Origin of the sequence: Salicibibacter cibarius (genome assembly GCF_016495725.1) — a bacterium.
Taxonomy (GTDB): Bacteria; Bacillota; Bacilli; order Bacillales; family Marinococcaceae; genus Salicibibacter; species Salicibibacter cibarius.
This window is the reverse complement of sequence record NZ_CP054705.1, coordinates 3,426,158-3,451,785: the sequence shown is the minus strand read 5'-3', so window position 1 is coordinate 3,451,785 and position 25,628 is coordinate 3,426,158. Positions and strand designations below refer to the sequence as shown.

General features: G+C 47.1%; 21 protein-coding genes, 1 pseudogene and 1 other annotated feature. Of the genes and pseudogenes, 18 read left to right on the top strand and 4 right to left on the bottom strand.

Going from position 1 to position 25,628, the window contains the following annotated elements:
* Nucleotides 1–880: 880 nt before the first annotated feature.
* The 5 genes and pseudogenes from infC (at nt 881) to aceA (ending at nt 5,477) form a co-directional block, all read left to right on the top strand.
* Nucleotides 881–1,408: a translation initiation factor IF-3 gene (infC, locus tag HUG15_RS17480; RefSeq protein WP_200124312.1), complete on the top strand. Its 528-nt coding sequence runs from the start codon at nt 881–883 to the stop codon at nt 1,406–1,408.
* 16 nt (nt 1,409–1,424) lie between these two features.
* On the top strand, nt 1,425–1,625 hold the full coding sequence (gene rpmI / locus HUG15_RS17475) for a 50S ribosomal protein L35 (RefSeq protein WP_200124311.1): 201 nt from the start codon (nt 1,425–1,427) through the stop codon (nt 1,623–1,625).
* Between the two features lie 34 nt (nt 1,626–1,659).
* Entirely contained in the window at nt 1,660–2,013 is a 354-nt protein-coding gene (gene rplT / locus HUG15_RS17470; RefSeq protein ID WP_200124310.1) for a 50S ribosomal protein L20, read from the top strand.
* 370 nt (nt 2,014–2,383) lie between these two features.
* A pseudogene (locus tag HUG15_RS17460) lies at nt 2,384–3,569 on the top strand (IS3 family transposase).
* A gap of 618 nt (nt 3,570–4,187) precedes the next feature.
* Nucleotides 4,188–5,477, top strand: coding sequence for an isocitrate lyase (aceA, locus tag HUG15_RS17455; RefSeq protein WP_200124307.1), 1,290 nt, complete (start codon nt 4,188–4,190; stop codon nt 5,475–5,477).
* 91 nt (nt 5,478–5,568) lie between these two features.
* On the opposite strand, the gene yhfH is transcribed toward aceA, so the two are convergent.
* The gene (gene yhfH / locus HUG15_RS17450; RefSeq protein ID WP_246516384.1) at nt 5,569–5,727 is read right to left on the bottom strand and encodes a protein YhfH; all 159 of its coding nucleotides are present in this window, start codon (nt 5,725–5,727) and stop codon (nt 5,569–5,571) included.
* 265 nt (nt 5,728–5,992) lie between these two features.
* Complete coding sequence (locus HUG15_RS17445; protein WP_200124306.1) at nt 5,993–6,886, bottom strand: LysR family transcriptional regulator; 894 nt, start codon at nt 6,884–6,886, stop codon at nt 5,993–5,995.
* A 140-nt stretch (nt 6,887–7,026) separates the two neighbouring features.
* Here HUG15_RS17445 and HUG15_RS17440 point away from each other — a divergent pair, with 140 nt between their 5' ends.
* A complete protein-coding gene (locus HUG15_RS17440; protein WP_200124305.1) occupies nt 7,027–9,186 on the top strand; it encodes a malate synthase G in 2,160 nt (719 codons plus the stop codon).
* A 150-nt stretch (nt 9,187–9,336) separates the two neighbouring features.
* Here HUG15_RS17440 and HUG15_RS17435 read toward each other — a convergent pair whose 3' ends face one another.
* Entirely contained in the window at nt 9,337–9,723 is a 387-nt protein-coding gene (locus HUG15_RS17435) for a sigma-w pathway protein ysdB (RefSeq protein ID WP_200124304.1), read from the bottom strand.
* A 157-nt stretch (nt 9,724–9,880) separates the two neighbouring features.
* Between HUG15_RS17435 and HUG15_RS17430 the strand changes: the two genes are divergently transcribed.
* The gene (locus HUG15_RS17430; protein ID WP_200124303.1) at nt 9,881–10,966 is read left to right on the top strand and encodes a M42 family metallopeptidase; all 1,086 of its coding nucleotides are present in this window, start codon (nt 9,881–9,883) and stop codon (nt 10,964–10,966) included.
* Between the two features lie 68 nt (nt 10,967–11,034).
* Here the strand turns inward: HUG15_RS17430 and sspI are convergent, their stop codons facing one another.
* Nucleotides 11,035–11,241, bottom strand: coding sequence for a small acid-soluble spore protein SspI (gene sspI, locus HUG15_RS17425; RefSeq protein ID WP_200124302.1), 207 nt, complete (start codon nt 11,239–11,241; stop codon nt 11,035–11,037).
* A 94-nt stretch (nt 11,242–11,335) separates the two neighbouring features.
* Here sspI and HUG15_RS17420 point away from each other — a divergent pair, with 94 nt between their 5' ends.
* The 11 genes from HUG15_RS17420 (at nt 11,336) to HUG15_RS17370 (ending at nt 25,562) form a co-directional block, all read left to right on the top strand.
* Nucleotides 11,336–12,082, top strand: coding sequence for a TrmH family RNA methyltransferase (locus HUG15_RS17420; RefSeq protein ID WP_200124301.1), 747 nt, complete (start codon nt 11,336–11,338; stop codon nt 12,080–12,082).
* Nucleotides 12,083–12,097: 15 nt separating this feature from the next.
* Nucleotides 12,098–12,895: an SDR family NAD(P)-dependent oxidoreductase gene (locus tag HUG15_RS17415; RefSeq protein ID WP_200124300.1), complete on the top strand. Its 798-nt coding sequence runs from the start codon at nt 12,098–12,100 to the stop codon at nt 12,893–12,895.
* A 72-nt stretch (nt 12,896–12,967) separates the two neighbouring features.
* Nucleotides 12,968–13,279: an MTH1187 family thiamine-binding protein gene (locus tag HUG15_RS17410; RefSeq protein ID WP_200124299.1), complete on the top strand. Its 312-nt coding sequence runs from the start codon at nt 12,968–12,970 to the stop codon at nt 13,277–13,279.
* A gap of 630 nt (nt 13,280–13,909) precedes the next feature.
* A complete protein-coding gene (locus HUG15_RS17405; RefSeq protein WP_200124298.1) occupies nt 13,910–15,481 on the top strand; it encodes an FAD-dependent oxidoreductase in 1,572 nt (523 codons plus the stop codon).
* A 324-nt stretch (nt 15,482–15,805) separates the two neighbouring features.
* The gene (locus HUG15_RS17400; protein ID WP_200124297.1) at nt 15,806–16,567 is read left to right on the top strand and encodes a hypothetical protein; all 762 of its coding nucleotides are present in this window, start codon (nt 15,806–15,808) and stop codon (nt 16,565–16,567) included.
* A 154-nt stretch (nt 16,568–16,721) separates the two neighbouring features.
* Nucleotides 16,722–16,941: a binding site (T-box leader), on the top strand.
* Nucleotides 16,942–16,986: 45 nt separating this feature from the next.
* Nucleotides 16,987–18,021: a phenylalanine--tRNA ligase subunit alpha gene (pheS, locus tag HUG15_RS17395; RefSeq protein ID WP_200124296.1), complete on the top strand. Its 1,035-nt coding sequence runs from the start codon at nt 16,987–16,989 to the stop codon at nt 18,019–18,021.
* A gap of 26 nt (nt 18,022–18,047) precedes the next feature.
* Entirely contained in the window at nt 18,048–20,465 is a 2,418-nt protein-coding gene (gene pheT, locus HUG15_RS17390) for a phenylalanine--tRNA ligase subunit beta (protein ID WP_200124295.1), read from the top strand.
* A 182-nt stretch (nt 20,466–20,647) separates the two neighbouring features.
* Nucleotides 20,648–20,911, top strand: a complete 264-nt coding sequence (gene zapA, locus HUG15_RS17385; RefSeq protein WP_200124294.1) for a cell division protein ZapA — start codon at nt 20,648–20,650, stop codon at nt 20,909–20,911.
* Nucleotides 20,912–20,917: 6 nt separating this feature from the next.
* A complete protein-coding gene (locus HUG15_RS17380; RefSeq protein ID WP_200124293.1) occupies nt 20,918–21,445 on the top strand; it encodes a CvpA family protein in 528 nt (175 codons plus the stop codon).
* A 13-nt stretch (nt 21,446–21,458) separates the two neighbouring features.
* Complete coding sequence (polX, locus tag HUG15_RS17375) at nt 21,459–23,186, top strand: DNA polymerase/3'-5' exonuclease PolX (protein WP_200124292.1); 1,728 nt, start codon at nt 21,459–21,461, stop codon at nt 23,184–23,186.
* Between the two features lie 9 nt (nt 23,187–23,195).
* A complete protein-coding gene (locus tag HUG15_RS17370) occupies nt 23,196–25,562 on the top strand; it encodes an endonuclease MutS2 (RefSeq protein WP_200124291.1) in 2,367 nt (788 codons plus the stop codon).
* Nucleotides 25,563–25,628 lie beyond the last annotated feature (66 nt).

The following is a 25,628-nucleotide window of genomic DNA, read 5'->3' as shown; positions in this document are numbered from 1 at the left end:
GGGAAAACGAGCGAGTCGAGTCCTCAGCGGATCGCTGTGGACCGAAAAGGTAGAATCAAGCGAGTCGGCAGCGTTCCCTTAATGATTCAAGGCGAACTTGAGCAATAATATCTCTTTCTAATGTATTTTTGAGATCGTCGCTTATTCCCACGATCGTTTACGCGGGTAATGATTCGTCTTTCCACTTTGTAATCCCCCAAACATTGCTCCACTTGTACCTTTCGGAGCAACTCGACCATCGTTAGAGGAATTACATTGCGTCACTTGTTCCTCTCGGGGCAGCTCGGACGCCGTATGAGGAGTTACATTGCCTCACTTATTCCTCTCAGTGCAGTTCGACCTCCGTTTGAGGGATTACTTGCGGCCAAATTGTCCTTACCAAACGAAGGGAGCGCTATTTCGAGAGGGTTTGGAAGTGGAATGTGATCTCCAAAATGGAAGGAATAGATATTTTTGCGTCTCCCAGTGCTTATATTCAGACTTTGACTAGACTCATTGCGAATCCCTGCTCTTGACATTCCCGCGCTGGGGTTGTAAACTAAACAAAGAATTGAACATGTTGCACACAAGCAGAAGCGCCCGCTTCTCACCTGATCGACGCCTACGGGTTGTTGACTGGTCAGCAATCGAATGAATCGGATTGGATAAGTGGGTGCCGTGTGTAGAGCGGCGCTCACTTTTTTACGTGTGCAAAGCTTTGCTGTGTGCATGTTGCAATGAAATTGTCGGCACATTTCTATGGGTTATTTTTCGCAGGAAAGAAAGTATAAATCAACTTTCTTTCCTGCATAAGTGCAGCTAAGGCTTTTGCCGTAAAAGCTTGGCGAAAAGCCAAGTTTTCTAAAAAATTTAGTGGAGGTGGCTCTTTATTCGTAAGGATATGAAGCTTAATGACGGGATTCGCGCCCGCGAGGTTCGCCTCATCGACGCGAATGGGGACCAAGTGGGGATTGTATCGAAACGAGAGGCATTGGATCGTGCTGAGCAAGCGGACCTTGATCTTGTTCTCGTCGCGCCGAATGCGAAACCGCCGGTCTGTCGCGTTATGGACTACGGGAAATATCGCTTTGAGCAACAGAAAAAAGAGCGTGAAGCACGTAAAAAACAAAAAGTCATCAATGTGAAGGAAGTGCGACTGAGTCCGAACATTGAAGAGCATGATTTTAATACGAAGCTTCGCAATGCACGTAAATTTTTATCGCAAGGCGATAAAGTGAAAGCTGCCATTCGTTTCCGCGGTCGCGCCATTACGCATTCATCCATTGGCCGAGAGATTTTGGAACGTCTTGCAGAAGAAACCAAAGACGTTGCAGCTATTGAAACAAAACCCAAAATGGATGGGCGTAGCATGTTTTTGATGCTTGCCCCCAAGTCGGACAAAGACAAAGATAATAAGCAAAATTCGTAGCTAGGAGGAAATCGCCATGCCAAAAATGAAGACCCACCGAGGAGCAGCCAAGCGTTTTAAGCGTACCGGCAGTGGCAAGCTGAAGCGCAACCATGCATTCACCAGCCACTTGTTTCGTAATCAGACACAAAAACAAAAACGGCATTTACGAAAAGACGCGGTAATGGATAAGAGTGACCAAAAACGTGTCGAACCAATGCTCCCATATAAAAAATAAAGACACAATCGAGAGTGAATAGGAGGGATCGACGATGCCTAGAGTTAAAGGTGGAACAGTCGCCCGTAGTCGTCGCAAAAAGGTTTTAAAACTTGCAAAAGGATATTATGGATCAAAACATCGCTTATTCCGCACTGCCCAGCAACAAGTGAGAAAATCACTTCAATACGCATACCGTGACCGACGCCAACGCAAGCGTGATTTCCGTAAACTATGGATTACACGTATCAACGCGGCAGCTCGTTTGAATGGCCTGTCTTACAGCCGTCTCATGCACGGGTTGAAGCAAGCGGACATTAACGTCAATCGTAAAATGCTCGCTGACCTGGCCGTGAACGATAAGGATGCCTTTGCAGACCTTGCCGAAAAAGCTAAAGCGGAATTGTAATAAAAAACGCGAACCTTTCATTAGGGTTCGCGTTTTTTTCGTTGGCAGATATTTACCTGTCCCCAGTGGTTGTGATTGCTTAAAATAGAGGGCATATTTAATAATAGCCTCTTCGTAGAGAACGCCCGAAATAAACCCCCGTATGACACCACCGAAAAGGATATTATCCCAATCAGAGGTGTCATGAGCAAGTAATGGCACCTCTGGAAAGTAAAATCATCCAATCTGAGGCGCCATGAACGAGTTATGACACCATCAAAAGCAAAAATCTCTCAATCGTAGGTGCCATGGATAAGTAATGTGGAGGTAGAATAAAAGTTGGACACACAAAATTGGTGCATTGTTACAATGGATCTAAAGGAGTGTGCCGATAGTGCAACATCATGATATAGAATTTAAGCGGTATGCGGTGAAACTCATCGTTCACGAGGGAAAAAAGAGAGCAGATGTCGCGAGAGAGCATGGGATCTCCGATAGCACGCTGGAAAATTGGGTGAGAAATTATCGTGAGGATAAGGGGGACTCCCTTTTCGGAAACGGTTATCTCACACCAGCGGAAGAGCAACATCAACGGGACATGAAAAGAATTGAGGAATTGGAAGAAGAAGTGGCGATTCTAAAAAAGGCGGCGGCCTTCTTCGCCAAAAACCAGGAGTAATCTATCCCTTCATCGAGGAACACCGACACGAGTTTCGTGTGGCGAAGATGTGCAAGTTTCCAGAGGCGGCTATTATGAATGGCGTAACCGCGCGCAATGCCCGCAAAAACAGCGGAAGGCATCCATCGTCGAAGCCATAAAGGAAATCTTCGTTCAATCCCGAGAAACCTATGGGAGCCCGCGAATAACGGTTGAACTGAATCATCAAGGCTTTACGATCACCCAGAAAACGGTGTCGAATTATATGCGAGAATATGGCCTCCGTCCGAAGACCGCTATCAAGAAAGGGAAAAAGACAACCGATTCCAATCATCATCAGCCGATTTATCCCAACCTGCTTAAACGAGATTTTCATACGGATTATCCCAACAAGGCTTGGGTAGCAGATATAACCTATATCTGGACCCGGGAAGGCTGGCTTTACCTGGCATCGGTGATGGACTTATTTTCTCGAAAAGTCATTGGTTGGAATATCAGTCACCGTCTTACGAAAGAACTGGCTACGACCGCCCTACATCGGGCCATACGCCTTCAACCGCCGCAAGAGGGACTCATCCATCATTCGGATCGGGGAAGCCAATATGCGTCCCATGACTACCAGGCCATTCTCCGGGAACACGGCATGCTCACAAGCATGAGCCGGAAAGGCGACTGTTATGACAATGCGTGCATCGAGTCTTTTCACGCAACCATTGAAAAAGATCTGCTTGCCCATGAAACCTACGATACACGGGAGGAGGCTAAGATGAGCGTTTGGGCGTACATTGCCTGTTTTTACAACGAAGAACGTACCCATTCCACCATTGGCTATGTGTCGCCTAACCAATTCGACCGGCAGTATAGACAAGATCAAGGAGGCGATACAACGGCGTCACAAAAACGCGGAAAGCAAACATGATGGGTTAGGCTGGGAGCCGTGACATTTACCTTTGACAGCTGTGCCCGATGCCCCGATTCACCGGTTGGGGATGGGGCCCCTCCGCCGAATCGGGAGCATCGGTCGGTTCGTGGTACACTGACGGATGCGGCTGATGCGCCCATGAGCGTTTTTCTCCCAGCCGCCATCAGATGCACACCACGTACCGAAACAGCTGTCAAAGGCGGCGGATTCGGAGAAGAGTAGCTTGAAACTTGAAGACTAAAAAGGCACCAATTTTTGTGCTCGTATTATTGACATAACTCCAAATGGAATCATTGAAAGGTGAAATTAGCAAGCCATTTTACACTAGCGATCTCTTTATGGGCTATTTCGTTGGCAGAAAAGAAAGTATAAATCAACTTTATTACCTGCATAGGTGTACTAAGGCTTTTCGCCATAAAAGCTTGGCGAAAGGCCAAGTTTTCTAACCTTCTTCGTAGGAGCGGTAACGAAAAAAATAATAAATTTTAATAAAACGGTTGCATAATATCCAAAACTGTTATATATTAAAAACATAAGATAGTAACTGTAATAAAACAGCGCATAAAAAGCTTACTATCAGGCTTTGCGCGGTTTATCAGGAGAGGAGAATGGATTATGGTGCAACAATCATTTGAGCAACAGGTGGACGAATTAAACAGACAGTGGGAAACGGAAGAGCGTTGGCAAGGGGTAAAACGTCCGTACACGGCAGAAGATGTCGTTCGTCTGCGCGGTTCGTTGCAAATTGAACATACGCTTGCCCGTAAAGGGGCGGAAAAGCTTTGGGATAGCTTGAAAAATGAAGATTATGTAAATTCTCTCGGTGCACTCACGGGGAATCAGGCCATTCAACAAGTGAAAGCCGGATTGAAAGCGATCTACTTAAGCGGATGGCAAGTGGCGGCTGACGCCAACCTCGCGGGCGAAATGTATCCGGACCAAAGCCTTTATCCGGCGAATTCCGTTCCGCAAGTCGTTAAGCGGATTAATAATGCATTGATGCGTGCCGATCAAATTCAGCATATGGAAGGCGAAGGGGATATTGATTATTTTGCTCCGATTGTTGCCGACGCTGAAGCAGGTTTCGGCGGTCAGCTGAATGTTTTTGAATTAATGAAAGCGATGATTGAAGCCGGTGCTTCCGGGGTGCACCTCGAGGACCAATTGGCTTCGGAAAAGAAATGCGGACACCTTGGCGGAAAAGTATTGATCCCAACACAAAACGCCGTAAGAAATCTCGTGTCCGCGCGCTTGGCCGCTGACGTTTCTGGTGTGCCGACGGTATTGCTTGCGCGTACGGATGCAGATGCAGCAGACTTGATTACCAACGATGTCGATCCTGCCGATGCGGAATTTATTACCGGCGAGCGAACGGATGAAGGTTTTTACCGTACGAGAGCCGGAATCGACCAGGCGATTGCGCGCGGGTTGGCTTATGCGCCTTATGCTGATTTAATCTGGTGTGAAACGTCAACGCCGAACTTGGAAGAAGCGCAAAAATTTGCAGATGCGATCCATGAGCAATATCCGGACCAAATGCTTGCATACAACTGCTCGCCATCCTTCAATTGGGAAGGAAACCTGGATAAAGATACGATTGAAACGTTCCAGCAAGAGATTGCCAAGATGGGGTATAAATTTCAATTCGTTACCCTTGCCGGGTTCCATGCTCTTAATCACAGCATGTTCCAACTTGCCAGCGGCTACAAGAACAGAGGCATGGGGGCGTATTCCGAATTGCAACAGGCCGAGTTTGCCGCTGAAAAAGACGGATATACCGCTACTCGCCATCAACGGGAAGTTGGTACCGGTTATTTCGACGAAGTTTCACAGACAATTACAGGAGGGACCTCGTCAACAACCGCCCTTTCAGGTTCGACAGAAACAGCTCAATTTCAAAAATAAAGATAAAAAACTGCCGGTGTTCCGTTCACCGGCAGTTTTTCTGTGTTATAACAAAAATAAAAAGTGACTCCTGTTTGGAGTCACTTTTTATTTATTCATTATTTGCACGCATGCATTTTTCGCATTGTGTAAAATAAGTGTCCGGCACTTCGCTAATAACTTCTCCGCAGTCGTGACAAGTGCGTGGTTCTGCTGCTGCCGGGGGATAACCAAAACTCGTCGTATGCTCCATAACGTTTGTGCTTTTCATAATGAAACCCTCCACTCTTGTTTGTTGAAATTATTGTATTATAACAGAAAAGAAAAATCAATACCTGTTGTACAAAAATATCAAAAAAATTTATGAGTTTAAAAAAACCGCCGGTTAAGCAGTGGGCGGTTCAATGAGGAAGGTTGAAATGGCTGATAGACCTATTGTTTTGGCTGATATATTGATGATTTCCGCTGATATATTGGAAAATTTGGCTGATATCGAGGCGTTATCGGTTGATAAAGATACGGTGTCGAAAGCTTGTCTAGGATTCGCGGAAAAATCGTTTCGCTGTCTCGACGAAGGCGCGTGCGGCGTATGATAAATACATGTTTTTTTTCCAAAGCATCCCCAGCTCCAAATGAAGGGGGTCCGATTCATGCAACGGCAGGCTTGACAACGTCCCTCTCGAGTTTTTTTTCGCGATTTGGCTTGGGAGCAGGGCGACGCCAAGTCTGGCCTCAACCATTTCCAACATAAAATCCTTTTGCGTGCTTTCGCAGACGACTTGCGGGTAAAATCCATTTTTCAGGCACGCGTCAACGATGGAATCATGTAAGGAAAAATCATTTTGGTACAAGACGAGCGGTTCGTTCTTCAACTCGGAAATGGAGATTGCCTGATGTCTGTTTAATGGGTGACTGTGATGCGCGACAAACACGAGTGGATCTTTTAACATTTTTATTACTTCAAAGTTTTCCTTTTGATAGGGGATGTTACAAATAAATCCGATATCCAGTGTTCCATCATCGATGCCTTGTTTAATGCGTTTGCTGCCAACTTCCGTTAATCTCAGATCCACTGCAGGGTATTGTTCCTTGTAAACACCGATCAGCTTTGCGATAAATGCAGCACCGATAATTGGGGGGATGCCTATTTTTATTTCCCCCTTTTTGAGATTCATCATATCCGAAAGTTCAGCGGTTAAATGATGAAAGGAATTCAAAACATGTTTCGTATTGTTTAAAACGGCTTTGCCGGCATCCGTTAACTGCAATTGTTTGGAGGAACGATGAAACAAGGGCACGTCCAGTTCGTCCTCTAAGCGTTTGATTGCTTTGCTTAAAGAAGGTTGGGAGACATGTAAATAGGAAGCTGCTCTCGTGAAGCTTTGGCTTTTTGCCACTTCCATAAAATACTGCAATTGCCGAATATCCATCATTATCCCGCCTTATTTCGATAACATCGAATTAATATAACTTATATGCATGATGTCCATTCTAAATATTCATTTTTAATTATTCTACCTGTGTTATATAATAGAAGCAAGCAAAATTTTAGCTTTTGGAGGCGAAGGATATGAGTGAAAAAATAGGAAACCTTACGGTCGAGACGTCACTCTATGAATTTATCAACCGGGAAGCGCTCGAAGGCAGCGGCTTAACGGCAGAGCAATTTTGGGCAGATTTTGAACGGCTTATTGGGGATTTTTCCGGACGAAATGAAAAACTATTAAAAAAACGCGAGGACATCCAAAATAAGATCGATCAATGGAATCGGGAGCATCAAAACAATTATTCTCAAGAAGCCTATGAAACGTTCTTAACGGAAATCGGGTATTTGGAAAAGGAAGTGGATGATTTTGAGGTTACGACGGAAAATGTAGACCCGGAAATCACCGCGCAGCCGGGGCCGCAACTCGTTGTGCCGGTAAAAAACGCCCGCTACGCGTTGAACGCGGCGAATGCCCGTTGGGGAAGTTTATATGACGCGCTGTATGGCAGTGATATTATTTCTGAAGAAAACGGCGCCGAGCAGGGGACATCTTATAATCCCGTGCGTGGCGAAAAAGTAGTGGCTTACGCGAAACGGTGGCTGGATGAAGCGATTCCGTTGACGGAAGGGTCGCATCAAGACGCCAAGCAATATAACATTGAAAATGGCAATCTTCATGTTGATCTTGGCGGAACATCCGTCACGCTTCAAGATAACAATCAGTTTTTAGGGACAAGAGGGGAAAACCCCGAAGCCATTTTGTTTCAAAACCACGGCTTGCATTTTGAAATTCAGATTGACGCTGAGCATCCTATCGGGAAGACGGATCGTGCCCATGTGAAAGACGTATTCGTCGAGTCTGCGATCACGACGATTATTGATTGTGAAGATTCTGTAGCAGCGGTGGACGCTGAAGATAAAGTGGAGGTTTATCGGAATTGGCTTGGGCTGATGAACGGAACGTTAACAAAAACGTTCGAAAAGGATAATGGAACGATCACGAGAAAGCTTCATTCCGATCGTACGTATTCCAGTCCTTTCGGTGAAACATTTACCCTGCCCGGCCGCTCACTCATGTTTAACCGCAACGTCGGCCATTTGATGACGAGTGACGCTATTTTGGACGAAAACGGACAGCCGGTGCCGGAAGGGATTTTGGACGCCGTCGTTACAAGTCTTGCGGCCAAACAAGATGTGCTCAGGAACGGGGAATTTCAGAATTCCGCTAAGGGTTCCATCTATATCGTGAAGCCGAAAATGCACGGGTCGGAGGAAGTTGCTTTTACAAACGATCTCTTCGACCGCGTGGAGGACATGCTCGGTTTGAAACGCCATACGATTAAAGTCGGGGTGATGGATGAGGAACGGCGCACGTCGTTAAACCTTAAAAACTGCATCCATGAAGCGAGAGAACGCATTATTTTCATTAACACAGGTTTTCTCGACCGCACAGGGGATGAAATTCACACTTCGATGGAACTTGGGCCGATGATTCGAAAAAATGAAATGAAAGCTTCCGAATGGTTGCAGGCTTATGAAGATGCGAATGTTAGCGTCGGGGTGAACAGTGGCTTCCGCGGAAAAGCCCAGATCGGCAAAGGCATGTGGGCAATGCCGAATCTCATGAAAGACATGATGGAGAAAAAAGATGGCCAGTTAAAAGCAGGCGCGAATACAGCATGGGTGCCGTCTCCGACGGCGGCAACGCTTCATGCCTTGCATTATCATGATGTTGACGTGTTTCGTGTGCAACAAGGCATCACAAAGGGCGATTATCAGAATAAGATGTTGAACATTCCAGTGGACGCGGCCCGAAATTGGAGCAAAGAGGACATCCAACAAGAGCTAGACAATAACGCTCAGGGTATACTCGGTTATGTCGTGCGTTGGATCGACCAAGGCGTCGGAAGTTCATCCGTTCCGGATATTAACAACGTCGATCTTATGGAAGACCGGGCAACGTTACGAATCTCAAGCCAACATATGGCTAACTGGCTCCATCACGGCATCTGCAGCGAAGAACAAGTGCTTGAAACGCTCAAACGAATGGCAAAAGTTGTCGACGAACAAAACGCCGGGGACTCGAACTATACGCCGATGGCACCTAATTACGAGGACTCTGTTGCTTTCCAAGCAGGATGTGACCTCGTATTCAAGGGGAGAGAGCAACCGAATGGATATACAGAGCCAATCTTGCACCGACGTCGCCAAGAGGCGAAAGCGAAAAAGGTGGCCCGCCGGTAATAAAAAAACAGTGCTCACGGGCACTGTTTTTTCCGTTGGCAGGTAAGAAAAGTATAAATCAATTTTACTATCTGCATAAGTGCAACTAAGGCTTTTCGCTATAGCGAAAAGCCAAGTTTTCTAATATCCAAATGACGTGCCGGAGCGTGCCTATTTGCGTTTTTTTATCAAGGCACCGACGGGGCTTTTCCAATCGATCGAAGCATGGGGATAGCGGTCTTTGATTTCTTTTTCAATAAACATGAAATCGTCATATTCCAGGCCTTCCAGTTTATCCGTTTGTTTTGGTTGCACGGATACGCGCACAACTTCAAAAGAGCGGTCGGTGGATCCGACTTTTTTTTCCCCTTCAAACATTGCGCCTTTATACGTAAGGTAAAAATTATTGTGAGCATTCTGGCGATCATCGTAAAGGAAATATTGATTGTTATTTTGCGCCTGCTCCAATTTTCGTAAAGGGCTGCGCAAATAGCTAACAATGGTATAAACAAGAATGATCAGAGCGGCCAGCACGAGCAATTGAAGCAACAGGGTCATCATTTTATCCCCCTCATTTCAGGTTCCCCTTTTTTCCTATTATAGTTCTTTACCCTCTCTTACGACAATAGAAACGGAAGGTCTTTTGATTGAGGGATTGGGGAATGAGGCGTATACTGCCAATAGATGCTCAGGATGGGAGAAGGAGGCTGTAAAGATGACACAATTAGACGCAACACAAACGATGTTAAAAGAATTAACAGACGCGAACGGCGTTCCGGGGAATGAGCGGGAATCCCGCGAAGTGATGGAAAAGCATATTGCTCCGTTCGCGGATGAAGTGACTACCGATAATTTGGGGAGCTTAATTGCAAAAAAAACGGGGAAAGAAGGCGGACCGAAGGTAATGGTCGCCGGTCATCTCGATGAAGTCGGCTTTATGGTTACGCAAATTGACGATAACGGTTTTTTGAAGTTTCAACCCCTCGGTGGTTGGTGGGAGCAAGTGATGCTCGCGCAACGCGTGAATGTGCTTACGAAAAAAGGGGCCATCGTCGGCGTGATCGGCTCTAAGCCGCCGCATGTGCTTCCGGCGGATCAACGTAAAAAAATGGTTGATAAAAAAGAAATGTTTATTGATATCGGTGCCGCTAACAAAGAAGAAGCGGAAGAATTTGGCGTACGGCCGGGCGATTCGGTCGTGCCGATTTGTGATTTTACCGTGATGAATAATGAAAAATTGATGATGGCTAAAGCTTGGGATAACCGGATCGGATGTGCCATTGCCATTGAAGTGTTGAAAAAATTGGAAGGGAAAACGCATCCGAATGTTGTCTATGGTGTCGGAACCGTACAGGAAGAGGTCGGACTGCGAGGGGCCCGAACGTCGGCACATGCCATTCAACCGGATATCGGTTTTGCCGTCGATGTCGGCATTGCCGGTGACACCCCGGGGATTTCCAAAGACGAAGCAAGGGCTGATATTGGCCACGGGCCGCAAATTCTCGTGTATGACGCTTCTCTGATTTCACACAAGGGTTTGCGTGACTTCGTCGTCGATACAGCGGAAGAAATTGATATTCCTTATCAGTTTGATGCAATGGCTGCGGGCGGAACCGATGGCGGCGCGATTCATTTAACCGCGGACGGCGTTCCGGCCCTTTCCATTAGTGTGGCTACCCGTTATATTCATACGCATGCCGGGATTTTGCACCGGGATGATTTTGAACATGCGGTCGATTTAATTGTGGCGGTTATTGAAAAACTTGACGCCGACACGGTGAAAGAAATTACATTTCAGTAATAAGAAAAAATAGCGAACGTCCCCGTATCGTCGTGCTGTTGCGGGGACGTTGTTTATTTTCGATCTCGTTACCGGACGCCGTTTGCGATCTGAGTGATCACTTCTTGCCTTTCCTCTTGATCCGCTTCATTCCAATACACCTCGAACAATACGCCTAAGCCGGGCAACATTTTTTCTTCGCCGCTATTAACGGCATCGACGATTGTTGCCTCGATTTGCGAGGCATCACTGCCGGATACGTTATCCAATATAGCATTACGCAAATTGAAATTCATGGATGTCCCTCCTTATGTGAAAACGAGTCATTCGCCTTTCTAGGATGAGAAATGCTATGCTTTCTTATACATAATCTGTGAACGAGGGATACATATGATCACATCCGCGAACAATTCATCAATTAAAAAACTTAAAAAATTACGGCAAAAAAAATACCGTGTGAAAGAACGCCGCTTTCTCGTTGAAGGCGTTCATTTAGTGGAAGAAGCGTTAGTGTCTAACGTAGCTGTGGATAAGCTTGTGACAAGTGAGGAGGCTCCGTTGCTCTCGGTTGACGTCAGTGGGCAACGTGTGGAAGAAGTGAGCGCTTCTGTATTTGCAACGCTTTCGGACACGGAATCTCCCCAAGGGTGGCTTGCGGTATGCCACATGCCCGCGGAAGTTGAAGTGCCGAACGGAAACGTTTTGCTCTTTGATGGCATCCGCGACCCGGGAAATTTGGGCACCATGATCCGCACTGCGGAAGCGGCCGGATTGACCGGCATTTACGTAAGTGAAGATACCGTCGATGTGTTTAACCCTAAAGTGATTCGCGCCACCCAAGGGGCAATGTTTCATCTCCCGGTGATCACTGCTGATTTAAAAAAAGAGGTTTCTTCTTTGAAAGATAAAGGAATTATGATCTATGGAACGGATATGCATTCGGGAGTTTCTTATCGTGACGCCAAACCTCAGGGAGAAGAACTGTATGCACTGCTCCTCGGAAATGAGGCACGAGGCATATCTCCGGAGTTATTGCGTTTAACAGATGAAACAGTATCCGTCCCCATTTTGGGAAAAGCTGAATCATTAAACGTAGCTGTCACCGCGGGAATCATCATGTATGAGTGGATTCACTGATGAAAGAGGGATACAATGATTTTTTCGGAAAGCGCTTTGCAAAATGAACATGTGTTGATTACGGGTGCCACCGGCGGCATTGGCAAGGAAACGGCCAAGTTGGCCGCGGCCATGGGGGCATACGTGACGGTAACAGGCCGAAATGAGGACAAGCTCCATCGGTTGCAAAAAGAACTGGAACAGATCACCGATACGTCTAATATCTATGTGCGCTCCGCTGATCTCACGTCTGATGATAGCCGCATCGCGCTCGTAGAAGATGCCGGTGTCAAGTTCGGGTTGCTTTCAGGCTTGGTCAACTCCGCGGGCGTCGCAGGCAACCAAAAAGTCGAAGATATGGATGAAGATTTTTTACATGAGTTGATGGATTTGAACTATTATTCGGCTGTCATGCTTAGCAAATACGTGTACAAGCAAATGATGGAAAACCAACGGGGAGCGATTGTAAACGTATCTTCCTTGTCAGGCATGCGCGGGACTTTTGCCAATACCGCCTACGCAGGCAGCAAATTTGCTTTAATCGGGTTTACCCAATCGTTTGCCCTTGAAGCAATCGAACAAGGCGTGCGAGTAAATGCGGTTAGCCCGGGATTTGTAAACACAGATATGGGTAAACAATCCATTGAACGAAAAGCGGAGCGGAATGATCGTCCGTATGAGGAGCAAATGCGGGCTGTACAAGCAGACTTACCTTCCGGCCATATCACGGAACCGGAAGAAGTGGCAAATACGATTGTCTATTTGCTCACGGAAGCTGCTGTCAATATTGTCGGAGAAAGCGTGAAAATCTCCGGCGGGAGTGTAATGCGGTGAAAAATGATGTTTTTGGCCGGGGCAAAATGGGGAACGGACATATAGAGAAACTGATGAAGGAGGATGTTGATTATGGCGATGGCAGATATTTCAATTGTGCCGATTGTGGAAGAGAAAAATCGAAGCTTAGGCGAAGAAGTCGCGGCCATTCATGAAGAGCTGGACAAGCATAAAGATAAAGTTCGTTATGAGTTAACCCCGATGAGCACCGTCATTGAAGGTGATATCGACGATTTGTTCACCGTCATTCAAGCATTGCACAATGTGCCGGTGCAGCGCGGATGGACAAGAATTTCTACCGATATACGCATCGATGACCGAAGAGACGGAGAAGCCCATACGCTTGAAGAGAAAAAAGCACGCGTCAATCAATTTAAAAAATAAACTGCAAAAAGGCGAACGGGAATGCTCCGTTCGCTTTTTTTCGCAGCTTCATGGCGCCTGAAAAAAGCTGCTTCGCTTGAATTCGGTCACCATAACCGCTCTATGACGCCCGAAAAGAGCTTCTTGGATCAAATTCGGTCACCATGAGCTCTTTATGAGGACTGAAAGAGCGATTGGCTCTCGTTTTCGGTTGCCATAACCGCTTCATGGCGCCTGAAAAGGTCAACGTCGCACAAGTTCGGTCGCCATGCTTTCGAAGCTCGGACAAATACACGAGGGAGCGAACGAAATCTGTCCGAACCTGGGCCTGCCTCGGACAATTTTACGAGGATGTAAGCACCAACTGTCCGAATCAAGGGTTAGCTCGGACAGTTTCCCAACGAAGTAGCCGTAATATGTCCGAACGAAGCCGGGCCCCGCTCTGAATCCGGCCCTGCCCCAACGCTTGTCCGCCGCCATTATACGCACGCCCTTCACACGCATACCGAGCGATGAGTTGTAAATAATAACGCTATCTTATGTTTACACTTTAAGATTAACTGAGGGTGACGGATTAAAGTATAAGAAAAATTAAGGCTTTCGCCAGACTTGGTGAAAAGCCAATTTTTTCTAATGAAGGAGCGCTTTTTAATGGCAGATCAACATACCGAAGAAAAGTTTTCGGAAACCGCTTGGCAAGCATCGGTAGACCTACCGGATTTCGAACCGTTAAAAGATAATATGAAAACAGATGTTGTCATCGTTGGCGGAGGAATCACAGGCATTACAGCCGCGTATCTTCTCGTTCAAGAAGGCTTGCAAGTTGCGTTGGTAGAAGCCGGGAAGCTGCTCAATGGCACAACCGGTCATACCACCGCGAAAGTAACCGCTCAACACGGGTTGATCTATGATGAATTTATCCAACATTTAGGAAAGACAAATGCAAGGCTTTACTATGAAGCGAATAAGGAAGCGATGGCATTTATTCGTGAGACGATTGACACGCATGGGATTAACTGTGATTTTCGCACGGAAGACGCTTATCTTTACGCAACGACTCCGAAATATAAAAAGAAATTGGAAAAAGAAGCAGCGGCTTATGAAAAACTGAACATCGATGGAGGGATTCTTGAAGAGCTCCCGATTGATATAAGCGTTAAAAATGCGTTGGTGATGAAAGACCAGGCCCAGTTTCACCCGCTCCGTTACTTGGCGCCGCTTGTAAAAACCATCGTTGATAAAGGCGGGCGGATTTTTGAGAACACGACCGCCGTCCATGTGGAACGGGGGGAGGAACCATCCGTGATCACTCGTGGAGATGCCCGTGTCCAAGCGAAATATATTTTATCTTGTTCCCATTTTCCGTTTTATGAAGGGACCGGTTTTTATTTTACAAGGATGCACGCGGAGCGTTCCTATGTCGTTGCCATAAAACCGAAAATGGCGTACCCGGGCGGGATGTATATAAGCGTGGATCAACCGACGCGTTCGCTGCGTTCTGCCAACATTGATGGCGAAGCGTTAGTCCTAGTCGGCGGGGAAGGCCATAAGACAGGTCAGGGTATAGACACGCATGACCACTACAACGCCTTGCAAACGTTCGGGGAAGACGTCCTCGGCATTGAAAAACAAGTCAACCGCTGGTCCACGCAAGATTTGACGACACTTGACAATCTCCCTTATATAGGCCATTTGACCTCACAATCTTCCGAGCAAAACATTCTTGTTGCCACCGGTTATCGAAAATGGGGGATGACTAATGGGACGGCTGCCGCGCTGTTGCTTAAAGACCTTGTGTTGGAAAAAGAAAACCGATACACGTCTCTTTTTACACCGTCCCGTTTTTATGCTGACCCCAGTCTGAAACATTTCCTTCGTGAAAACTTCGATGTGGCGAAGCATCTCGTCGAAGGAAAAGCAGAGACCTCAAACAAGGAAATGAAAGGCTTGGCAAAGGACGAAGGGGCTGTCGTGCGGATCGACGGAAAACGCAAAGGGGCGTACCGGGATAAAGATGGTGAACTTCACGTCGTTGACACAACATGCACACACGTGGGCTGCGAGGTGAATTGGAACGGCGCGGATCGCACTTGGGATTGCCCATGCCACGGATCAAGGTTTTCCTATTCCGGGGAAGTGATCGAGGGTCCGGCTGAAAAACCGTTGCAAAAAGAATATAAAGTGAAACTTCCATCAGAGGGGGTTTTTCCCTCTGATGGTTAGTTGAACGAATCGGGGTGTTAGTCGCCCGTTAACTCCCGTTGAAGCGGGAGTTTTACGGGCGCTTACCACCGGGATAAAATGATTGAAAGCATGATGAGCGAACGGTCCGGTTATTGACCCATGACTTGAACAAAAAGTTAGCACCGCATTCCCCTTCAAATTTAGTGGGGGTTAGGCGCTAAGATCATGGTCTGTTTATTTTTAAAATCATAGTGGTTAAGTATAAGATTAGACTTTGCATAAAGGGTAAGGTATAATGAATTCAAACAAATGTTCCGTTATAATTAGATGACCTTGGGATACTTTTAGAAGGAGGGTTTGATGATGAACATAGCCAAAACGCTGTCGCACAAGATTACGAATCACTCTCGTATCTTTGACGCAACACTGGATATCTACAACGACGCACTGACTTTTATTACTTTTATTATCGAAGTGATAGACAAAGAGTTTGATAACCTTGATGAGATGACGACGAAATCTATCGTTCCTGCGGTGGAACGGCTCATCCATACAACTGAATCAAATCCTTCTCCGAAGTACCGGGCATTTAATGCTCGTTTTCATAAATTTCCTTCATACTTTCGAAGAAGCGCCATTGCTGCGGCGTTTGGGAAAGTGAAAAGCTATCGTTCCAATTTGCGTAACTGGGAAGAAGAGAAAGCAATTGCGCTTTCCGAAGGAAAAAATTTTAAAAAGAACCCTCCGAGGTTGCAATTAAAACACAAGGAATTCCCGGTGTTTTATCGAGGTAATATGTTTAACCGAACATCGGATAAAACGGCTCAAATCAAAATTTTTGATAATAATGACTGGGTCTGGGTGGATATCACCTTCAAAGACCAAGACTTATATAAACGCGGCGTTTGGGATTGGAAAGAAAACAACCCTACGCTTGTTAAAGCCGGAAAAAAGTATTTCCTAAACGTTAGTTATCAATCAAACGTGACATTAAATAAAACCAAAATCAACGACCAAAAAATATGTGCGGTAGACCTCGGAATTAACAACTCTGCGGTTTGTTCGGTGATGGATATAAAAGGCACTGTCTTGGCTCGAATATACGACCCTGTCTTCATTCATTAGCCTTACGAAAGCATTAGAGTCGCCGAAGGCGTCTTAACCGCTTTTGTTTGCGCTGTATTTAAGATAAGGGATGCTCCATCAAAATCTTTGATTTAGGTGGAGAGGTTCACACAGATAAAAAAATGGATTATACTGTTTGTTATACAAGCATATTGAAAAAACAATGAAAGAGCGTAGTACTTGGAACACTGGCGGCCAGGAAGGGGGAGTCATGGATTGAGAGCTCCCCTGCGTTAAGAGCTTTGGAATTCACTCCGGAGTTGGCACTGAAAGCAAGTCTAAAAAAGTGTACCGGGCGCAAGCCGTTATTTGCAAGAGTGAACGATAGTTGCTGTCGTTAACAAGGGTGGTACCGCGAAACCTTCGTCCCTTTTTTAGGGGGCGGAGGTTTTTATTTTTAACAAAGGAGGACACACGAAATGATTGAACGATTAAAGGCGCTTGAATCGGAAGCGCTCGAAGCCGTACAGGCTAGCGATGACAAGAAGGCTCTAGAACAAGTGCGCATCCGTTATCTGGGGAAAAAAGGAGCCATTACGGAGGTTCTGCGCGGGATGGGGCAACTATCAGCCGAAGAACGTCCTGTCGTCGGCCAAAAGGCTAACGAGGTTCGCGAAAGTATTCAAGAGGCACTGGCTAATAAAGGGGAAGTTTTTGAGAAAGCCGAATTGGAACAAAGGCTTGAAGAGGAAGAAATCGATGTAACATTGCCGGGAAGGCCCATGAATCAGGGTTCCACTCATCCGCTTACAGCCGTTGTGGAGGAGATCGAGGACATTTTTATCGGCCTTGGGTTTGAAGTAACGGAAGGGCCGGAAGTGGAGACAGATTATTTTAATTTTGAAATGATCAATTTGCCCCCGAATCATCCGGCCCGGGACATGCAAGATTCCTTTTACACCAGTGAAGATACCCTGTTGAGAACGCAAACGTCACCGGTGCAGGCCCGGACGTTGCAAAAGCATGAAGGCGAGGGCCCGGTTAGGATTATTTGTCCGGGGAAGGTCTATCGCCGCGACGAAGATGACGCCACCCACTCCCATCAGTTTATGCAAATCGAAGGGCTCTACGTGGATGAAAATGTGCGAATGAGTGACTTGAAAGGAATATTTGATACATTTGTCAAACAGTACTTTGGCCAAGACCGAGAGATTCGATTGCGCCCGAGCTTTTTTCCATTTACGGAACCATCGGCGGAAATTGACGTCACTTGCGGCATTTGTGCAGGCAAAGGTTGCCGAATATGCAAGCAAAGCGGATGGATTGAAGTGTTAGGTTCGGGGATGGTTCATCCGCGCGTTTTGGAATTAAATGGATTTGATCCAAATATTTACAGTGGCTTTGCTTTTGGCATGGGCGTGGAACGCTTTGCCATGTTGAAATACGGGATCGACGATATCCGCCATTTTTACACGAATGACACGCGTTTTTTATCACAGTTTCAACATTTGTAGAAAATAAGAAGGAAGGTGAAGCGACGATGCTCGTTTCCTATCAATGGTTAACGGATTATATCGATTTATCGGACACAACCCCGGAGGAAGTTGCTGAAAAGCTTACCCGGGCTGGGGTAGAGGTTGATCGGCTCCATCGCTATCATGACGGGATCGATGGTGTCATCGTCGGTGAGGTGAATGAGACAGCCCCTCACCCGGAAGCCGAAAAATTAACGGTATGCCAAGTAGATGTAGGTGACCAAACGAAGCAAATCATCTGTGGGGCAAGCAACGTGCAAAAGAGCCAAAAAGTTGCCGTAGCGATGCCGGGAACGACCTTGCCTGGGAATAAAAAAATAGAAGAAACGACGATTCGCGGAGAAACATCCGCGGGCATGATTTGCGCATTGGACGAGCTTGGCTTCAATGAGCAGTTATTGGCGAAAACAGAACAAGGTCAAATTGTCGAATTGCCGGCAGAGGTCGCGACGGGGCTTGATGCGCTTGAGGTCCTCGGTTTGAATGATGTGATTATGGAACTTGATTTGACGCCGAACCGTCCGGATTGCTTAAGCATGCTCGGGGTCGCTTACGAATTGTCCGCGTTGCTGGACCGTCCGATTCATCATCCCGATTACACCCATGGGGTGATTCGCAAAAATGCTGCTAACCGCATCGCCGTTGAAGTGACAAATGGCGAGGATGTCCCTTATTACGGAGCTAAAGTGATCGATAAAATAACGGTAGCCCCATCGCCGTTATGGTTGCAAACACGTTTAATGGCCGCAGGTATTCGACCGATCAATAATATTGTCGATATTACGAACTATGTATTGCTCGAGTATGGACAACCCCTTCATGCGTTCGATTATGAACGGTTTGGCTCGGAGAAAATCGTAACGAGACGGGCGGAACAAGGAGAAAAAATCGAGACGTTGGACGGTCAGGAGCGAACGCTCTCCGGTGAGGATGTGTTGATCACGAATGGCAATGCCCCCGTTGCGATCGCGGGTGTGATGGGCGGCGCGTCAACAGAAGTACAGGCGGACACAACAAGTGTGTTGCTGGAATCGGCACAATTTGATGCATTAAATGTTAGAAAAACATCCGGAAGGTTAGGGTTGCGCAGCGAATCAAGCCAACGATTCGAAAAAGGATTGGATTTCGAACGAACCGCCGAAGCGGCGGAAAGGGCCGTCACGTTAATGGAAGAGATTGCTGGCGGCGTTGTGCTAAAAGGTACGGTGGAATCAGGAGAATTACCGGCTGTTGTGCAAGAGGTTCATCTTAGTTTGGAACGATTAAATACGCGGCTTGGAACGGAGCTTGAGCCGGAGGAAACCGAGGCGTTGTTGCATCGGCTCGATTTGGAAGTGACGGATCTGGGAAATGAATGGCGCGTCCGTATACCGTCAAGACGCCTTGATCTTTCGATTGAAGAAGATTTAATCGAAGAAGTTGCCCGTCTTTATGGCTATGATCGTATTCCGACGACATTGCCGGTCGGCGCGCGCTCAGCCGGCGCTTTGACCGACGAGCAAAAGAGTCGCCGCAAACTCCGCCGTTTTCTTGAAAGCACGGGGATGCAAGAGGCAATCACTTACTCCCTCACAAGCGTACAAAAGGCAGATCAATTTTTACTGCACGAAAGTGATCGGAAGATGGGTGTGCTTATGCCTATGAGTGAAGAACGGGAAGTGCTGCGAAGAAGCCTGGTCCCTCACCTTCTGGATGCCGGCGTCTACAACGTGAATCGTCAACTTGAAGATGTCTTTTTGTTTGAAATTGGGACCGTCTTTGAACCGTATGCAGATGAAAATAAGCAACCGGCGGAGCATGAACATGTAGCGGGAATATTAAGCGGCCAGTGGTACAATCATGCTTGGAACGGGGAAGAAATCCAGGTCGATTTCTATGTCGCAAAAGGAATTGTTGAAGGCATGTTAAAACAAGCGGGGAAAGAAAATGAAGCGGTCTTTCGCGCCCGTAAACGGGAAGGCATGCATCCGGGGCGATCCGCGGAAGTGCTCATCGATGGCGAAACCGTTGGTTTCCTTGGACAACTTCACCCACTCGAACAAGAGGCTCAAGGGTTGCAAGCGACTTACGTGTTTGAATTAAATGTGGAAAAGCTATTTGCCGTAGACAATGAAGACATTCGCTATCAACCCCTCCCTCGCTTTCCGGCTATCCGAAGGGATTTGGCCGTTGTTGCCGATGCAAACATTGCTGCAGCTGAAGTGGAAGCGGTCATCGTGGAGGCCGCGGGAGAATGGCTAGAAGATATTCATCTGTTTGATGTCTACCAAGGAGAAAATATCGAAGCCGGCAAAAAGTCACTCGCCTATTCGCTCCTTTATCTAAACCGTGAGCGTACGCTGAAAGACGAAGAAATTGCCAGCATTCATGAAGAAATCGTAGCCGCCCTCCGCTCGCGGCTAGGCGCAACTTTGCGCGATTAAAGAAAGCGCACCCCGAGCGAGGGTGCGCTTTTGGTCGTTAAAGATCTTTGCCTTTGTTTTCAATAGCTTCGGAATTTGTTATGATGTTAGATAATATAGGATTAGTATGCTCATTTCCAATTAATTGATAGATACTCACAGATATCATTACACGTTCGAGGTGAAAAGGGAGGCGCTCGCAGGTGGCCGGTCAAGAAGCTAACAATCAGGATAAAAAACGAACAACTGTCACAATCTACGGGGATCAATACACAGTTATCAGTGATGAATCAAAAGGTCATGTCAATGATGTTTCCAGGTACGTGGATGCTAAAATGAGAGAAATGAAAAGGGTGAACCCTTACCTTGATACGAGACGCCTCGCTGTCCTTGCAGCGATCAATATTGCAGATGATTATTTGAAAATGCAAAAGGATCAAGGGTTAATGTCGGAGGAAGAGGATTAAATACGCATGTTAAGTCTGTTTATATTGCTGATACTCTTCGCGAAGTTCTTCGTAGGGCTGCGTCGGGGACTTGTCCTGCAATTTTTTCATCTTGTCAGTTTTTTCGGGTCGATGATTGTTGCCTTTTTATTTTTTAGCCCATTCGCCGATTATTTACGGTTATGGCTTCCATATCCCCAATTTTTGGACGGAAGCGATGGCGGCATGATGATCCCGGCGTTTAGTTTGGAAAGTGTGTATTATAACGGAATTGCCTTTGCTATTCTTTTTTTTGCCACGCGTATTTTGTTGCGCATGATTGCTTCGCTCTTGGACTTCGTTCGTTACCTGCCTATTGTGCGTACTTTGAATAATCTGCTCGGCGGTGTTTTAGGTTTCATCGAAGGGTACCTGGTTGTTTTTGTCTTATTGTTTGTGGCCGCGATAATCCCTGTTGAAGCCGTTCAAGATACGATCGCGAGTTCAACGGTCGCCAGGTTGATGATTGAAAACACGCCGTTTTTATCCCAATGGTTGCCGGATGTATGGACGTGAGGAGGGAGAGGCTTTGGATAAAAAAGAAGTGATGCAGACGTTGGAAACGATTGCGATTTATCAAGAAATTGCAGGAGAAAACCCGTTTAAAATTGCCGCCTACCGTAAAGCGGCGCAAGCGTTGGAGCGTGAAGCGCGTACCCTTGAAGAGATCGGGCGTCCCGAAGCGTTGAACGGTATCGGAAAGGGGACGGCCGCTGTCATCGAAGCGCTTAGGGATACCGGTAAAAGCGAAGTGCTGGATGAGTTGAAAGCCAAAGTGCCTGCGGGTTTGCCTGTTCTCTTGCAATTGCCCGGGTTGGGCGGAAAAAAAGTCGGAAAGCTTTATCAAGAACTCGGGATTACAGATGCTGCATCGTTAAAAGACGCTTGTGAACAAAAACAGGTCCAAACGTTACCGGGATTCGGGGCGAAAACAGAAGAAAAAATCCTCGACGCATTAAATGCAACCAATGAGCGTCCCGAACGCTTGCCGGTTGCTTTTATGTTACAGGTGGCGGAAGAAATGGAAGCAGCGTTGAGACAGTTTACAGTGGTCAATCGTTTTGCCCGGGCAGGAAGTTTACGGCGCCTAAAAGAGACGGTTCGCGATCTTGATTACGTCATCTCAACCGATGATCCCGAACACGTGCGGGATCAACTCAAAGCGTTGGCCGGCATTGCCGAGGTTGTCGCTGATGGGGAAAAGAAAGTGTCATTGCAATTGGACAAGGGCTACCCCGTTAACGTTGACGTTAGAATCGTGAGCGACGATGCATTCGCGAGTGCCCTCCATCATTTTACCGGTTCCAAGGACCACCATCTGCTCATGCGAAGAATCGCGAAAGCACAAAACGAGAAGATTAATGAATATGGCGTTGAAGATAGTGAAACAGGCAAAATCACTACTTTCCGAAACGAAAAGGATTTTTTTGCCCATTTTGGTTTGGAAAATATCCCGCCGGAGGCAAGGGAAGGGACGATTGAAACGGAATGGTACCAAAAAAACCGGGAAAATATTGATTTACAACAGGTGATGGGTGATCTCCACACGCATACCGTGTGGAGCGACGGTGCGAACTCCATCGAGGAAATGGCCAAAGCAGCAATCGAGCGCGGGTACACGTACATGGCCATTACCGACCATTCCCGCTTTTTGCAAGTGGCGAACGGATTGAGCGAGGCGCGTGTGCTCCGCCAGCAAGAGGACATCCGAGAAGCCAATGAAAAATTCGATAACATTCGGATTTTTTCCGGCATAGAAATGGATATCAGACCTGACGGCACGCTCGACTACACGGATGAAACGCTTCGGCAACTGGACTTTGTCATCGCTTCGATCCATTCCGCTTTCTCTCAATCGGAAGCAACCATCCACGCGCGTTTAAATGCAGCGCTGGACCACCCATGTGTTGATCTCATTGCCCATCCGACGGGCCGCCTTATCGGCAAGCGGCAAGGATACGGGGTGGATTTGGACTGGCTTTTCAAACGGGCGGCAGAAACAGGGACGGCGTTAGAACTGAATGCAAACCCCAACCGCTTGGATTTGTCTGCAGACGCGCTCAAACGCGCGGTCGACCAAGGAGTAACCATTGCCATCAACACCGATGCGCACCGTGCTGAAGGATTGGGCCAAATGGCGTTTGGCATCGGCACGGCAAAGAAGGCGTTTCTCCTTGCGGATCAAGTGCTGAATACGTGGCCGTTGGAAAAATTGGAAAGCCATTTAAAAAACAAACGAATGTTGACGGAAAAATGAGGTGCAATTATGCAGGAGGATATGCTACGAACGTTAGAGTACCAAAAAATGAAAAATCAGCTAATGGCACACGTAGCATCTGACTTAGGCAAAGAAAAAATCCGTGATCTCTCCCCTCATACGGAACTGACGGCTGTGCAGCATGCCCAGGAGGAAACGGCCGAGGGGGAGCAAGTTCTTCGTTTTCGTGGACACGTCCCCCTCGGAGGCGTCCATGATATTCGCGCCGAAATAAAACGGGCTCAACTTGGGAGCGTCCTCGACCCTCAAGATTTTACGAACATTAATGACACCATTCGTGCCGGAAACCAACTGAAGGCATTTATCGAGCAATTGCTCGAAGAGGAAGAAGAGCTTTCACTCCCTCATTTGGACGCCTATATCTCGGATCTTTTTCCGTTAAAAAACTTGGCAGCGGCCATCCAAAGAACAATTAGTGAAGATGGCCATGTGCTCGATAGCGCGAGTGACGCCTTAAGAACGGCACGACAACAAATTCGCACGTTTGAATCAACGATCCGTTCGAAACTTGACCAGATTCTGCGTTCAAAAGATGCGGAAACCAAGCTCTCTGATCGGGTCGTAACAATAAGGAACGAACGCTACGTCATTCCCGTAAAACAAGCCTATCGAAACGCATTTGGCGGGATTGTCCACGACCAATCTTCCTCCGGGCAAACGCTGTTTATTGAACCGCAATCCGTCGTGACGGCGAATAATCAACGGCGGGAAGCAAAAATGAAAGAGAAGCAGGAAATTGAACGGATCTTGCGGATGTTAACGGAAGAGGTAGCCGCAGAAGGCGAGCCATTATTAAGTAATACCGATATCCTTGCCCAGCTTGATTTTATTTCCGCAAAAGCCCTGTATGCGCGGGAAATCAGAGGGGTGCAACCACAACTGAATGACCGTCGCTACGTTTATTTCCCCCAAGCCCGCCATCCGTTATTGGATGCTGATGATGTCGTCCCCATCGATTTGGAAATCGGGGGGGACTATTATTCGCTTGTGATTACCGGTCCCAACACCGGCGGCAAAACCGTCGCTTTAAAAACCGTTGGCCTCTTTACGCTTATGGCCCAATCCGGTTTATTTTTGCCGGCCGCGGAAAAAGCGGAAGCGACCGTTTTCACGAATATTTTTGCCGATATCGGCGATGAACAATCCATTGAGCAAAGCTTAAGCACGTTTTCTTCCCATATGACGAATATCGTTTCCATTTTGCAAGACGTCAATGATCAAAGCCTTGTTTTATTCGATGAATTGGGGGCGGGAACTGATCCCGCCGAAGGCGCGGCACTCGCCGTTTCCATTTTGGATGAAGTCCACGACCGCGGCGCCCGCACGGTAGCTACCACCCACTACACGGAACTGAAAGGCTATGCTTATAACCGAAGTGGCGTGATGAATGCCAGTGTTGAGTTTGATGTAGATACGCTAAGTCCCACGTATCGGCTGCTCACGGGAGTCCCGGGGCGTAGCAACGCATTTGCCATCTCCCGCCGTCTCGGCCTATCGGAAAACATTATAGAAGCGGCCGAAAGCGAAATGGCCGCTGACACGAAGCAGGCGGAACGAATGATTACGTCGCTCGAGACTCGCTATCAAGAAGCGGAACAAGCCCAAGAAGAAGCGGATGAAACGCGGAGGCAGGCGGAGAAACTGCACCGCGAATTGGACCGCGCGTTTACGGAATTGCAAAACCGAAAACAGTCGATCTACGAGGAAGCAGAAGAAAAGGCAAAAGCGGAAGTGGGCAAGGCAAAAGAAGAAGCGGAAGCAATTGTTGCCGACTTACGCCGTCTCCAACAAGAAGGCCATGCAGTGAAAGAGCATGAGCTCATTGAAGCACGAAAAGGCCTTGAAGACGCACCCCCTCAATTAACGAAAAAGCAACAACAAGTGAAGAGAAAAGCGCAAACAGTAGCGACTTACGAGCCGGGCGAAGAAGTCTTCGTGCCCCGCTTTAATCAAGGCGGACACATCGTGGAAACATCCGGGAAAGATGAATATAGTGTCCAACTTGGAATTATGAAAATGACATTAAAGGCAGACGACCTGGAAAAAACGGCGCAGCCAAAGCCTGAAAAAGCCGGGAAAAGCGTCACGCGTGTCTCCGGACGTTCGTCTCATGTGAAACCGGAATTGGATTTGCGCGGCCAACGTTATGAAAATGCCATGACAGAGGTGGAAAAATACCTCGATGAAGTTGTGCTTGCCGGATATGGGCGTGTTCATATCATTCATGGCAAAGGAACAGGCGCTTTGCGCAAAGGGGTAAAAGAACTGCTGGCAAAACACCCGAGTGTTAAAAATACAAGAGACGGCGGAATGAATGAAGGCGGGATCGGCAATACGGTTGTCGAATTAAAATAATAAGGGGGCGAACGCGCCCTTTTCTTTATCTAGTGGAAAATACCAGCAATCTTACCTTGTGAGAAT

Bases quoted from the DNA above. Each gene is read 5' to 3' on its own strand.
- infC (WP_200124312.1), top strand. From the start codon at position 881: ATGAAGCTTAATGACGGGATTCGCGCCCGCGAGGTTCGCCTCATCGAC.
- rpmI (WP_200124311.1), top strand. From the start codon at position 1,425: ATGCCAAAAATGAAGACCCACCGAGGAGCAGCCAAGCGTTTTAAGCGT.
- rplT (WP_200124310.1), top strand. From the start codon at position 1,660: ATGCCTAGAGTTAAAGGTGGAACAGTCGCCCGTAGTCGTCGCAAAAAG.
- aceA (WP_200124307.1), top strand. From the start codon at position 4,188: ATGGTGCAACAATCATTTGAGCAACAGGTGGACGAATTAAACAGACAG.
- yhfH (WP_246516384.1), bottom strand. From the start codon at position 5,727: ATGAAAAGCACAAACGTTATGGAGCATACGACGAGTTTTGGTTATCCC.
- HUG15_RS17445 (WP_200124306.1), bottom strand. From the start codon at position 6,886: ATGGATATTCGGCAATTGCAGTATTTTATGGAAGTGGCAAAAAGCCAA.
- HUG15_RS17440 (WP_200124305.1), top strand. From the start codon at position 7,027: ATGAGTGAAAAAATAGGAAACCTTACGGTCGAGACGTCACTCTATGAA.
- HUG15_RS17435 (WP_200124304.1), bottom strand. From the start codon at position 9,723: ATGACCCTGTTGCTTCAATTGCTCGTGCTGGCCGCTCTGATCATTCTT.
- HUG15_RS17430 (WP_200124303.1), top strand. From the start codon at position 9,881: ATGACACAATTAGACGCAACACAAACGATGTTAAAAGAATTAACAGAC.
- sspI (WP_200124302.1), bottom strand. From the start codon at position 11,241: ATGAATTTCAATTTGCGTAATGCTATATTGGATAACGTATCCGGCAGT.
- HUG15_RS17420 (WP_200124301.1), top strand. From the start codon at position 11,336: ATGATCACATCCGCGAACAATTCATCAATTAAAAAACTTAAAAAATTA.
- HUG15_RS17415 (WP_200124300.1), top strand. From the start codon at position 12,098: ATGATTTTTTCGGAAAGCGCTTTGCAAAATGAACATGTGTTGATTACG.
- HUG15_RS17410 (WP_200124299.1), top strand. From the start codon at position 12,968: ATGGCGATGGCAGATATTTCAATTGTGCCGATTGTGGAAGAGAAAAAT.
- HUG15_RS17405 (WP_200124298.1), top strand. From the start codon at position 13,910: ATGGCAGATCAACATACCGAAGAAAAGTTTTCGGAAACCGCTTGGCAA.
- HUG15_RS17400 (WP_200124297.1), top strand. From the start codon at position 15,806: ATGAACATAGCCAAAACGCTGTCGCACAAGATTACGAATCACTCTCGT.
- pheS (WP_200124296.1), top strand. From the start codon at position 16,987: ATGATTGAACGATTAAAGGCGCTTGAATCGGAAGCGCTCGAAGCCGTA.
- pheT (WP_200124295.1), top strand. From the start codon at position 18,048: ATGCTCGTTTCCTATCAATGGTTAACGGATTATATCGATTTATCGGAC.
- HUG15_RS17380 (WP_200124293.1), top strand. From the start codon at position 20,918: ATGTTAAGTCTGTTTATATTGCTGATACTCTTCGCGAAGTTCTTCGTA.
- HUG15_RS17370 (WP_200124291.1), top strand. From the start codon at position 23,196: ATGCAGGAGGATATGCTACGAACGTTAGAGTACCAAAAAATGAAAAAT.